This window comes from Afifella marina DSM 2698 (assembly GCF_900102695.1).
Lineage (GTDB): Bacteria > Pseudomonadota > Alphaproteobacteria > Rhizobiales > Afifellaceae > Afifella > Afifella marina.
Genome location: NZ_FMVW01000008.1, coordinates 1 through 11,024, shown reverse-complemented (window position 1 = coordinate 11,024; position 11,024 = coordinate 1). Strand labels below are relative to the sequence as shown.

At 62.8% G+C, this 11,024-nt stretch carries 11 protein-coding genes; 8 read left to right on the top strand and 3 right to left on the bottom strand.

Going from position 1 to position 11,024, the window contains the following annotated elements; all coding sequences use genetic code 11:
* Both BLP76_RS14705 and bchF read right to left on the bottom strand, forming a co-directional pair.
* The gene (locus BLP76_RS14705) at positions 1 to 1,284 is read right to left on the bottom strand and encodes a ferredoxin:protochlorophyllide reductase (ATP-dependent) subunit N (RefSeq protein ID WP_092814947.1); all 1,284 of its coding nucleotides are present in this window, start codon (positions 1,282 to 1,284) and stop codon (positions 1 to 3) included.
* Positions 1,281 to 1,829, bottom strand: coding sequence for a 2-vinyl bacteriochlorophyllide hydratase (bchF, locus tag BLP76_RS14700; protein ID WP_092814944.1), 549 nt, complete (start codon positions 1,827 to 1,829; stop codon positions 1,281 to 1,283). The genes BLP76_RS14705 and bchF overlap by 4 nt, the downstream gene beginning before the upstream one ends.
* A gap of 310 nt (positions 1,830 to 2,139) precedes the next feature.
* Between bchF and BLP76_RS14695 the strand changes: the two genes are divergently transcribed.
* Positions 2,140 to 2,967, top strand: coding sequence for a cobalamin B12-binding domain-containing protein (locus BLP76_RS14695; protein ID WP_170130522.1), 828 nt, complete (start codon positions 2,140 to 2,142; stop codon positions 2,965 to 2,967).
* Between the two features lie 34 nt (positions 2,968 to 3,001).
* Positions 3,002 to 4,450 (top strand): transcriptional regulator PpsR, encoded by a 1,449-nt coding sequence (gene ppsR, locus BLP76_RS14690; protein ID WP_092814938.1) that lies wholly within the window; start codon positions 3,002 to 3,004, stop codon positions 4,448 to 4,450.
* Between the two features lie 48 nt (positions 4,451 to 4,498).
* On the opposite strand, the gene BLP76_RS14685 is transcribed toward ppsR, so the two are convergent.
* Positions 4,499 to 5,554, bottom strand: coding sequence for an alpha/beta fold hydrolase (locus BLP76_RS14685; protein WP_244514602.1), 1,056 nt, complete (start codon positions 5,552 to 5,554; stop codon positions 4,499 to 4,501).
* Positions 5,555 to 5,681: 127 nt separating this feature from the next.
* Between BLP76_RS14685 and chlG the strand changes: the two genes are divergently transcribed.
* The 6 genes from chlG to BLP76_RS14655 all read left to right on the top strand — a co-directional run.
* On the top strand, positions 5,682 to 6,590 hold the full coding sequence (chlG, locus tag BLP76_RS14680; protein WP_092814935.1) for a chlorophyll synthase ChlG: 909 nt from the start codon (positions 5,682 to 5,684) through the stop codon (positions 6,588 to 6,590).
* Between the two features lies 1 nt (position 6,591).
* Positions 6,592 to 7,959 (top strand): BCD family MFS transporter, encoded by a 1,368-nt coding sequence (locus tag BLP76_RS14675; protein WP_092814932.1) that lies wholly within the window; start codon positions 6,592 to 6,594, stop codon positions 7,957 to 7,959.
* A 2-nt stretch (positions 7,960 to 7,961) separates the two neighbouring features.
* Positions 7,962 to 9,200 (top strand): geranylgeranyl diphosphate reductase, encoded by a 1,239-nt coding sequence (locus BLP76_RS14670; RefSeq protein WP_171904413.1) that lies wholly within the window; start codon positions 7,962 to 7,964, stop codon positions 9,198 to 9,200.
* Positions 9,201 to 9,221: 21 nt separating this feature from the next.
* Positions 9,222 to 9,485: a hypothetical protein gene (locus BLP76_RS14665; RefSeq protein ID WP_092814929.1), complete on the top strand. Its 264-nt coding sequence runs from the start codon at positions 9,222 to 9,224 to the stop codon at positions 9,483 to 9,485.
* Positions 9,486 to 9,561: 76 nt separating this feature from the next.
* Complete coding sequence (argC, locus tag BLP76_RS14660; protein ID WP_092814925.1) at positions 9,562 to 10,614, top strand: N-acetyl-gamma-glutamyl-phosphate reductase; 1,053 nt, start codon at positions 9,562 to 9,564, stop codon at positions 10,612 to 10,614.
* 105 nt (positions 10,615 to 10,719) lie between these two features.
* Positions 10,720 to 11,024 (top strand): transposase (locus BLP76_RS14655; RefSeq protein ID WP_139163729.1); only part of this gene is annotated, 305 nt, incomplete at its 3' end.

Sequence of the window (11,024 nt, the reverse complement as noted above, 5' to 3'; positions counted from 1 at the left end):
TCACACCTCCAGCCGGGCGGCGCGGTTGAGCGGCCGCGCGAAGAGTTCGGCGAGATCGCCAGCCTGCTCGTAGCCCTGGATCGGCGTGAACACGAGTTCGATCGCCCATTTGGTGGTCAAGCCTTCGGCCTCCAACGGATTGGCGAGGCCGAGCCCGCACACGGTCAGGTCCGGGCGCGCGGCTCGCGCACGATCGAGCTGCCGGTCGACGTCCTGACCTTCGGACAAGACGACGCCTTCCGGCAGCAGATCAAGCTCTGCCGCGAGATTCTGACGATGCAGATAGGGGGTGCCGATTTCGGCGATCCGCATCGACAGCTCCCGCGACAGAAACCGTGCAAGCGGTATCTCGAGCTGAGAATCGGGAAAGAAGAAGATGCTCTTGCCAGCGAGCTGCTGTTGATAGTGCGACAGCGCGCGTTTGGCGCGCTCGCGGCCGAGGGCCGTCACCGCGCTAAACCGGCTCTCGTCGACGCCGAAGCAATCGGCCGCTGCCTTAAGCCATGCGGTGGTGCCTTCCGCGCCGAAGGGAAAGGGGGCCTGCAGAGCCTGTGCTCCACGCTTTCCCAGAATCCGCCGCGTGTCGGCAAGATAGGGCTGCGCCATCAAGAAGCGGGTATTGGGGCCAACCGCGGGCAGCTCTGTCGACGATCGCGGCGGCAGGAAGCCAACAGGCCCTACGCCGAGATCGTCGAACAGCCGCCGGAACTGGTCTTCCACGACATCGGCGAGAGAGCCGACGACGAGGAGGGAGGCCGGAGCTTCCGCGGGAGCTTCAGGCATTTCCGGGACAAGGGCGGCCAGGCACGCATCCTCGCCCTGGGTGAAGGTCGTCTCGATGCCGCTGCCCGAATAATTCAGAATGCGCGTCGTCGGCGCGAATTTCTCGTTGAGGCGGCCAGCAGCGCGCGACAAATCGAGTTTGATCACTTCCGAAGGGCATGAGCCAACCAGAAACAGGAGCTTGATCTCAGGGCGGCGCGCTAGGAGCTGCGTGACGACGCGGTCGAGCTCTTCATTGGCATCGGCCATGCCGGCAAGGTCGCGTTCTTCGATGACGGCCGTTGCGAAACGCGGCTCCGCGAAGATCATCACGCCTGCAGCCGACTGCATCAGATGCGCGCAAGTGCGAGATCCGACGATCAGGAAGAAGGCGTCTTGGATCTTGCGGTGCAGCCAGATGATGCCGGTAAGACCACAAAACACCTCGCGCTGGCCGCGCTCCCGCAGGACCGGCGCTTCACTACAGCCCGTCGTGACGCGTGCGACGCCGGCTGGGTTCATCGTGCGAACTCCATATCCGTCTTGGTCGCGGCCGCCGCATCGCGAATCGCCTGCTCCTGAAGCCGCGCGGCGCGCAGCTTCATAACGAACTGTGTCGCGTTGATTGCGTATGCGAGATAGGCGGCGAGCGCCAAGATCATCTGCCCCCAAGCATCGAGGAAACCCGTCCAAAGCGCGCCGAGATAGGCCGTGTGAAGGGCCAGAACGAGCATCGAGAAGACGTCTTCCCAGAAGAAGGCTCGTGCGAAGAGATAGCGGCCGAAGACCACTTTCTCCCAGATCGAGCCCGTGATCATGATCGTATACAGGACGGCGGTTTTGACGACGATGGAAGCAGTTGCGACAAAATACCCTTGGCCTGTCGTCAAATACCGGATCACAAGGGCTAAACTGATGAGAAATACGAGGAATTGAATCGGCGCCAACACACCCTGAACCAACGTCCAGGAGGTCGTGTCACGCCGCCGACGTTCTTCCTCTGTATAGAGAGAAATGACTGTTTTCTTTGGCGTTTTCACCGCGCCCCGTCTCCCCAACCGGCACAACGTAGGCCCGACTCTAGGGCTGCGGCTCGGCTACTGTCAACAACACTAGACGTAAATCTTACTTTACATTCTGCCGAGCCGAGGCGTACGCTCCGGCTCTATCGCTGAGGGACCGAAAGTGCTTAAACTCGCGCGTCGAATGGCGGAGGTTTGAGGCCTCCGTTCGGACACGGCTGCCGCGAAGGCGAGGTGGCGAAAGCTGTTTTTGGCCAGTTTGAGCTCGGGGGTGCGAGATATGGTCGACGTTAGGCAACATGCTGAAGACCGCTGCGGAAGCTGGGACGGGACCCGGCCGTGGGACGATGTTCCCATGCGCTCGATCCAGGTCTCAGACATCGAGGCGGCGTCCAGCCAGAGCGCCTGGAGCGGCCGTATTCTCACGACGATAGAAGGTGAGATCATCCCGCGATTGATGCTTGCCCATCGTGTCGGATGGGGCGAGCCCCATCTCAATTGCGTCGAGGGAACCGGCGTCGACGCGGTCGACGTCGACGAATTCGCCCGTCTTCTGCTGGCGCGTGATGCGAGTGTCGCCTTCGCCTATGTGGATATGGCGCGTGCGCGCGGCGTCGGGCTCGAGGCGCTTCTGCTTGAGCTGATGGCGCCTGCAGCCACGCGACTTTGGGATTTCTGGAACGATGATCGCTGCGATTTCGCCGAGGTGACCATCGGCATGTCACGGCTACAGCATCTTTTGCGTGAACTCGGCCCAGCTTTTTACAGCCAGTCGGCCGATTGCGGCGACGGCCGGCGTATCCTGCTCGCGTCCGCACCCGGCGAGCGCCATTCCTTCGGCATCTTTTTGACGGAGGCTTTCTTCCGTCGCGGTGGTTGGGACGCGTCTGTTGAACTCGATGCGAACACCGCCGATCTCGTTGGGATCGTCAAACGCGAATGGTTTTCGATGGTCGGGTTGTCGCTGTCGAGCGCGCGCGGGATCGATGATCTGGCGGCGACGATAAAGGCGATCCGCCTGGAATCTCGTAACAAATCCATCGCTGTAATCGTTGGTGGACAGATCTTTATGGAGCATCCGGAGCTTGTGGCAACGGTCGGGGCCGATGTAGGAGCGACGGATGCGCGCAGTGCAGTGTCTCAGGCCGAGCGTATGCTCGGTCTCCTAGCTATGCGTTGCTGATGATTCACGCCTGATGCGGGACTAAGTGCAACAGATGGACGGCTTGGTTACAAAATCTGCCCCAAGCGAGTTCGCGGTCCCGCATAAGTCGGTCGGAGACCTGGACGCCGAGATCGCCGGAAAGCTAATCGCCCACGCGGCAGACATTGCCCTCGTCCTGGACAAAGAGGGCGTCGTTCAGGATCTCGCTTTCGGCGACGAAGAATTCTCTCACGAGGGTGTTTCCGACTGGGTCGGAAAGGTGTGGCGCGATCTCGTCACGCCTGACAGCGAAAACAAGGTCACAGCTCTTCTGAGCGAGGCGCGCGCAAAAGGCGTTTCGCGCTGGCGCGAGGTCAATCACCCTTCGAGCCGTGGCGCTGATGTGGCCGTGCGTTATTTCGCCATGCAGGTGGGCGGCGGCGAGCGTTACATCGCAATCGGTCGCGATTTGCGTCCGGTGTCGGCGCTGCAGCAACGGCTGATCGAAGCGCAGGTGGCGCTGGAGCGCGAATATTCACGCCTGCGCCAGGCGGAGACGCGCTACCGACTGTTCTTCAAGATGGCCTCTGAGGCCGTTTTGATCATCGACGCCAACAGCCAGAAGGTTGTCGAGGTCAACCCCGCCGCGAGCCGCCTGCTCGATCAGTCCCCGGAACAGCTCGTCGGAGCGCCGCTGCGCAAACTTTTTGCCGACGAATCGGAGCGTGCCGTGCAAGCGCTGCTGGCGATGGTGAGGGCTGCAGGCCACGCCGAAGATGCGCGTGTGCGGCTGCCGTTCAGCGAACAGGAATGCACTTTATCGGCGTCGCTTTTCAGGCAGGAATCCTCAGCCCATTTCCTCATCCGACTGTCACCGGTCGACGGCGAGCGGGTGAAGCAGGATGCCGGCACGACGTCGCTTCTTGTCGATATCGTGGAGCATCTGCCCGACGCTTTCATCGTGACCGACCCCGACCGACGTATCCTGGCGGCCAATATCGCTTTCCTTGATTTGGCGCAGACCGCGAGCCTTGAGCAGGTTCGTGGAAAGCGCTTGGAGCGTTGGGTCGGACGGCAGGGAATCGAACTCGACGTGCTCATCGCCAATCTGCGCGAACACGGCTCGGTTCGGCATTTTCGCTCGATCCTGCGCGGCGAATACGGATCCGTTGTTGATGTTGAGGTTGCCGCGGTCTCGGTGCTCGAGGGGGAGCAGCCCTGCCTTGGTTTCGTTCTTCGCGATGTCAGCGCGCGGGTGGAAAGAGAACGCCCGGCGGCGAGACAATTGCCCCGCTCGGTCGATCAATTGACGGAACTCGTCGGCCGCGTGCCCCTCAAGGATCTCGTGCGCGAAACCACTGACGTGATCGAGAAGCTCTGCATCGAGGCGGCTCTCGAGCTGACCGGCGACAACCGCGCCTCGGCCGCCGAAATCCTCGGCCTCAGCCGGCAAAGCCTCTATTCGAAGCTTCGCCGGTACGACCTCGTGGACTTCACGCCGGAAAACGGCGGCGACCACTGAACCGCGTTGGTGTCTTGGGATAGGCCCGAGAGGCCTATGCGAAATGCCTCATGCTTTCGAGGACGCAAGAAACTCTTCGAAGCTCGCGAGGAAGGCCTCGGGCTGCTCGAAATAGACCATCGCACCGGTTTTGAACGGCTTGACCGTCCAATTGGGTTGCGCGCGCAGCCAATCGACCTCTGAGAAATCCTGAAAATCCCCGCGGGTGCCGTGGGCGAGGAAGATCGGCAGCGTCAGCTTCTCGTAGATGCGCCTGATATCGTTGGCGAAGAGGCATCCCGAAACGAAGGCATAAGGCGCGTGACGAGCCCCGTCCTGATGCGTCGTCTCATAGGCGTATTTGAAAAGCCCGTCGTCGATGTCCTTGCTGCCGAAGGTTTTCTCAAGGAAGAAGCGGATGCTCGGTCGGGTGGTGAGAAGGCGGAACGCCCCCTTGCTCCAGAGCGGCACGTTGAGCGTTTCGTAGAGAAACGGCACCTGCCGCGTCGAGCCTTCCGGGCCGCGACGTTTGCTCGATCCTGTCTCGAAGCCGGTTGGCGTGACGAAGGTGAGGCTGCGAAGCCCTTCCTGCCGTTCGGTGGCGGCGCGCGCCAGAAATTCTGACGACAAAGACAGTGCCATCACATCGATGGCGCGTGATCCGGTTTCCGCTTCGATGAGATCGAGCATGTCGTGGACCGCGTCGACGAAAAGCCGAATGTCGTAAGTGCGGTCGGAGCGATCGGAAAACCCGAAACCCGGAAGATCGACGGCGTAGACCCGATGGCGCGTCTGCGTGTGCATGAAAACCGGCCGCACTTCGTAGGCAGAGCCCGCGGCGTTGATGCTGTGGAGGAGGAGGAGGGGGCTTCCTTCGCCTGCGACATAATAGGAGAGGCGTCCGGCACGTCCCGTGATCTCGCGCCGTTCGGCGGGAAAGGCCTCGGGCAGCGACGGCATTGGCGCGGCGGGTCGGCTTTCGCTCACCGGCGAGACGCTTCTCGCGGCTGGCTCGGGGCGCATTTGAGCGTCATTGCCCAATGATGCGCTGCCTTCAGTTTCGTTCTGCGATGTCATCGCCTTGTCCTCGCTCCTCATCCGCTCCGCCGTTTTGCTCTGCAACATTCGGAATGTTCTCGCAACGTCCGGCAGTGACGCGGGTTCCCCGTCGCAGGGGGGCGCGAGATTCCGCCGCGGGGGCGAGTGTAAAGTTGAGTTGACGGTGCGCGAGGCGGCCAATACTGTCCCGCCCATGTCTCGCTCGGCTTCGATTGCATCCGATACTTTGACCCGCCCGAAACCGGCGGCCGTCCTCGAATTGTTGAAGCCGATCACATGGTTCGCTCCCATGTGGGCCTTCGGCTGCGGCGTCGTGTCCTCAGGCGTTCCAATCTCCGAACGCTGGCTGGTGATGGTGGCCGGCATCGTGCTCGCAGGGCCGATGGTCACAGCGACGAGCCAGGCTGCGAACGACTGGTACGACCGCCATGTCGATGCGATCAACGAGCCCAACCGTCCGATTCCGTCTGGGCGCATTCCGGGCCGTTGGGGCCTTTATATCGCGCTCATTTGGACGGCTCTGTCGCTCGCCCTTGCAGCGTTTCTCGGGATTTGGGTTTTCTGGGCGGCGGTGGTCGGTCTCATTCTCGCCTGGGCCTATTCCGCGCCGCCGTTCCGGCTGAAAAAGAACGGCTGGTGGGGCAATTCGGCGGTCGCGGCCTGCTACGAAGGGCTTCCGTGGTTTACCGGCGCCGCTGTTATGGTGGGCGGGCTGCCGGATTGGCGGATCATCACGCTTGCGGCGCTCTACAGCCTCGGCGCCCACGGAATCATGACCCTCAACGACTTCAAGGCGGTCGAGGGCGACCTCAAGATGGGGATCCGGTCGCTGCCGGCGCAATTGGGCGTCGCGCGCGCGGCAAGGTTTGCCTGTTTTGTCATGGCTTTCCCGCAAGCCATTGTGATTGCACTCCTGTTTTCGTGGGGAAAGCCGATTTACGCAGCCGCGGTCTGTGTCTCCTTGCTCGTGCAGTTCGTGCTGATGGCGCGATTGTTGCGTGAGCCGAAAGAGCAGGCCGCCTGGTACAACGCCACCGGCACTACGCTTTACGTTCTCGGCATGCTGATTTCGGCTTTCGCACTGCGTACGATTGGAGCGTGACATGCAGACAGCCACGTTGGGCTGGGTAAGCATCGTCCGTCTCGGACTGGTGCAGGCGGCACTTGGAGCGATCGTCGTCCTGACGACATCGACTTTGAACCGGGTAATGGTCGTTGAGCTTGCTCTCCCGGCCACTTTGCCCGGCGCGCTGGTCGGCGTGCATTATGCGGTGCAGATGCTGCGCCCGCGGTGGGGCTATGGTTCGGACATCACCGCCCGCAGAACCCCATGGATCGTCGGAGGTATGGCCGTCCTCGGGGGCGGCGGCTTCCTGGCCGCGGTCGCGACAGCCTGGATGAGCGTCAATCTCGCCGGCGGCATCGCGCTTGCCGTGTTGAGCTTCTTTGCAATCGGCATCGGCGTTGGTGCGGCCGGCACCTCGCTTCTCGCCCTGCTCGCCGCAAAGGTCGATCCCGGACGTCGCGCGGCGGCGGCAACCCTCGTCTGGGGGATGATGATCGTCGGTTTTGTGGTGACGGCGACCTCCGCCGGCCATTTCCTCGATCCGTTTTCTCCCCAGCGGCTCGTTGCCGTGACGGGAGGAGTGTCTCTGGCGGCTTTCCTGGTGACGCTCGTGGCCGTCTTTGGCGTCGAAAAGCGCGTCGCCCGGCCCGATGATGCGCATCCTGCGGGCAAGGACGGGGCGGAGGAAAAGCCCGAATTCCGGCAGGCGCTGAAAGAGGTTTGGGGCGAGACGACCGCGCGCCGCTTCACCATCTTCATCTTCGTGTCGATGCTCGCCTACAGCGCCCAGGACCTTGTTCTTGAGCCTTTCGCGGGCACCGTCTTTGGAATGACGCCGGGCGAGTCGACGAAGCTCGCCGGCGTCCAGCACAGCGGCGTCCTCGTCGGCATGCTGCTCGTCGGCGCTCTCGGCAGCAACGTGATCGGCCGGCGCATCGGCACCATGAAGAGCTGGACCATTGGCGGCTGTTTCGCCTCCGCTTTGGCGCTGTTCGGGCTGGTCACAGCAGGTTTCTGGGGTCCTGATTGGCCGATCAAAGGATCGGTCTTTTTTCTGGGTGCGGCAAACGGCGCCTTCGCTGTGGCCGCCATCGCGTCGATGATGGGTCTGGCGGGTGCCGGGCGCGAGCGCCGCGAAGGCGTGCGCATGGGCCTGTGGGGTGCCGCACAGGGTGTGGCTTTCGGCCTCGGCGGCTTCCTGGGCACGGTGGCCATCGATACGACACGCACGATCTTCGCTTCGCCGGTACCGGCCTATGCCATGGTCTTTGCGATCGAAGGCGTGTTCTTCTTGATTTCGGCCTGGCTTGCATACCGGGTCGACCGTGCGGGCGAGGTGATCTCGGCTCCGCTGGATGTGACGGCCGTGGGCGAGGAGACGCTCGCCGGTTTAGGGGGACGGTAATCATGCCTGAGAGCAAAACATACGATGTGGTCGTCGTCGGCGGTGGTCCGGCGGGTGCGACGGCTGCGACCGATCTCGCCTCCAAAGGGCATTCGGTTCTGCTGCTCGACAGGCAGGGCCGCATTAAGCCGTGCGGCGGCGCGGTGCCGCCACGCCTCCTGCGCGATTTCAACGTCCCGACATCGATGCTCGTCGCACAGGTCTCCTCCGCTGAGATCGTCTCGCCGACGGATCGGCGGGTGAATATGCCCATCGAGGGCGGCTTCGTCGGTATGGTCGATCGCGAGCACTTCGATGAGTGGTTGCGCGAGCGTGCTGCCGAGGCCGGCGCCGAGCGCTGCGCCGGCACGTTCGAAGCTTTCGACCGCGACACCGACGGTGTGGCCCGGATCCATTACCGGCCGAAAAACGGCGGGCGCGATGCGTCGCTGGAAGTGGTGCGGACACGCGCCGTGATCGGCGCGGACGGGGCGAATTCCGCCGTCGCGCGCGAGGCGGTGCCGCGGGCAGGCCGGGTGCCGTACGTTTTTGCCTATCATGAGATCGTGCGCTCGCCGCAAGACGGTGCCGCGCATTTCGATTCGAAGCGCTGCGACGTCTATTACAATGGCCGCATGTCGCCGGATTTTTACTCCTGGGTCTTCCCCCATGGCGACACGACGAGCATCGGCACCGGCAGTGCCAACAAGGGCTTTTCGCTGCGCAACGCCGTCGCCGATCTGCGCGGTATCACGGGTCTCGACGCGGCCGAAACGATCCGCAAGGAAGGCGCGCCGATCCCGCTGAAGCCGCGCCGGAAATGGGACAACGACCAGGATGTGCTTTTGGCTGGTGATGCCGCCGGCGTCGTGGCGCCAGCTTCCGGCGAGGGCATCTATTACGCCATGGTCTGCGGTCGCTTCGCCGGAGAGGCCGTCGAGGAATTCCTGCGCACCAACGACGCGAAGGCGCTCGCGGGTGCACGCAAGCGCTTCATGAAAGAGCATGGGCGCGTCTTCTGGATCCTCGGGATCATGCAGTACTTCTGGTACAAGAACGACAAGCGGCGCGAACGCTTCGTGTCGATGTGCGCCGATCCGGACGTGCAGCGACTGACCTGGGAAGCCTATATGAACAAGAAGCTCGTGCGCGCCCGCCCCGGAGCGCATCTGCGGGTCTTCTTCAAGGATGTGGCGCATCTTCTGGGTCTCGTTCAGCCGGACGAGGAGAGCAAGCTCGGTCCCCGTCGCGGCGTCTCCTAACCCCTTTCGGGAGCCGCACTCATGGCCGGCCTCATCGAAAGCGGGCGCATCGCCGACCTCATCCTTCTGCTCGTACTCGCGGAGGCCGTCGGGCTCGTCTACTTCTATCGCCGGACAGGGCGCGGCGTTCGCCCGCTCGATCTTCTCGTCAATCTTGCCGCGGGCGCGACGCTGATTTTGGCGTTGCGTGCCGCACTCGTGGGGGCGGGGTGGCAGACGATCGCCTTCTTCCTGGCGCTTGCGGGTCTTGCGCATCTCGGAGATCTCGTCCGCCGCTGGCGTTGAGCGGCCCTGTATCGACCTTCGTTGACTTCGCCTCGGGCTGGCGGCTAAAGCCGGCGCCTTGAAGCGAGGGTTTGATATGCACGATAAGATTCGCATCGGCGTCCTTGGCGCCTCCGGCTACACCGGCGCCGATCTGGTGCGTCTCGCGGCGCGCCATCCGCATGTCGAGATCGCTGCACTGACCGCCAACACCCATGCCGGCAAAGAGATGGGAGCGGTGTTTCCGCATCTCGCAATCCTCGATTTGCCGCGTCTCAAAGCCTGGGAAGAGGTCGATTGGAGCGAGCTTGATGCCGTTTTCTGCGGGCTCCCCCACGGGACGACGCAGGAGATCACGGCGGCGGTTTTGAGCGCCAATCCGAAAGCGCGCATCATCGATATGTCGGCCGATTTCCGTCTCCGAGACGCGTCCGTCTATGCCGAGTGGTATGGCCATGAGCATCAGGCGCCGGCGCTTCAGGAGGAGGCGGTTTATGGCCTGACAGAGCATTACCGCGCGCTCATAAAGGATGCCCGGCTGATCGCCTGTCCGGGCTGCTACCCGACGGCCGTGCTGATGGCGCTCCTGCCGCTCGTGCGCCAAAACATGATCGATGCGCGCGATCTCATCATCGATGCGAAATCGGGCGTGACCGGCGCAGGACGGGGTCTCAAGCAGAACACGCTTTTTGCCGAGGCAGGCGAGGGGCTGTCACCCTATTCCGTCGGCAAGCATCGACATGCGCCGGAGATCGAACAGGAAATCGGCGTTGCCGCGGGAATGCCGGTTACGGTGAATTTCACGCCGCATCTCATCCCGATGAGCCGGGGCGAGCTTGTCACCTGCTATGTGCGCCTTGGCGAAGGCGTGACGGCCGGCGACCTTCGCCAGCGACTGGTGGAGGATTACGCGTCGGAGCCTTTCGTGCATGTTCTGCCGGAAGGCGGCGTTCCCCAGACCCAGAATGTCCGCGGCTCGAATTATGTGCAGATCGGCGTTTTCCCCGACCGTATCCCCGGACGTGCTCTGGTCATCGCGGCAATTGACAATCTCGTCAAAGGCTCCGCCGGCCAGGCCCTGCAGAATATGAATGTAGCTTTCGGGCTCGAAGAGGGCGAAGGCCTCCTGCAGCTGGCGCTGTTCCCCTAAAGCGTTTTTTGCCGCGATATGAAAAGAGCCCGCCCGGTGTCCCGGGCGGCCTCAGACTGCTGACAAAGCCCTGGCGTGAGCCGGGGCTTTTTGATTCAGTGGGCCATGTTGAAGAGCCCGGCCCCTGAGCAGACTGCGATCGAGATGGTGACACTCGATCAATTGGTTCCCAAGGATCACCTGCTTCGCAAGATCGACGCGGTGATCGACTTCTCGTTCATCCATGACCGGGTTGCGGGGCTCTACTGTCCGGATAATGGCCGCCCGGCGCTCGATCCGACCTTGATGTTCAAGGCGCTGTTCCTGGGCTATCTCTTCGGCATCCGCTCTGAGCGCCAGTTGGTGCGCGAGATCGAGGTGAATGTCGCCTATCGCTGGTTCCTGCGGCTGAAGCTGACCGATGCGGTATT

Excerpts from the sequence above, each read along its gene's own strand:
- ppsR (WP_092814938.1), top strand. The coding sequence starts at position 3,002 with ATGGACGGCTTGGTTACAAAATCTGCCCCAAGCGAGTTCGCGGTCCCG.
- argC (WP_092814925.1), top strand. The coding sequence starts at position 9,562 with ATGCACGATAAGATTCGCATCGGCGTCCTTGGCGCCTCCGGCTACACC.
- BLP76_RS14705 (WP_092814947.1), bottom strand. The coding sequence starts at position 1,284 with ATGAACCCAGCCGGCGTCGCACGCGTCACGACGGGCTGTAGTGAAGCG.
- chlG (WP_092814935.1), top strand. The coding sequence starts at position 5,682 with ATGTCTCGCTCGGCTTCGATTGCATCCGATACTTTGACCCGCCCGAAA.
- BLP76_RS14695 (WP_170130522.1), top strand. The coding sequence starts at position 2,140 with ATGCGCTCGATCCAGGTCTCAGACATCGAGGCGGCGTCCAGCCAGAGC.
- BLP76_RS14670 (WP_171904413.1), top strand. The coding sequence starts at position 7,962 with ATGCCTGAGAGCAAAACATACGATGTGGTCGTCGTCGGCGGTGGTCCG.
- BLP76_RS14675 (WP_092814932.1), top strand. The coding sequence starts at position 6,592 with ATGCAGACAGCCACGTTGGGCTGGGTAAGCATCGTCCGTCTCGGACTG.
- BLP76_RS14665 (WP_092814929.1), top strand. The coding sequence starts at position 9,222 with ATGGCCGGCCTCATCGAAAGCGGGCGCATCGCCGACCTCATCCTTCTG.
- BLP76_RS14685 (WP_244514602.1), bottom strand. The coding sequence starts at position 5,554 with ATGTTGCAGAGCAAAACGGCGGAGCGGATGAGGAGCGAGGACAAGGCG.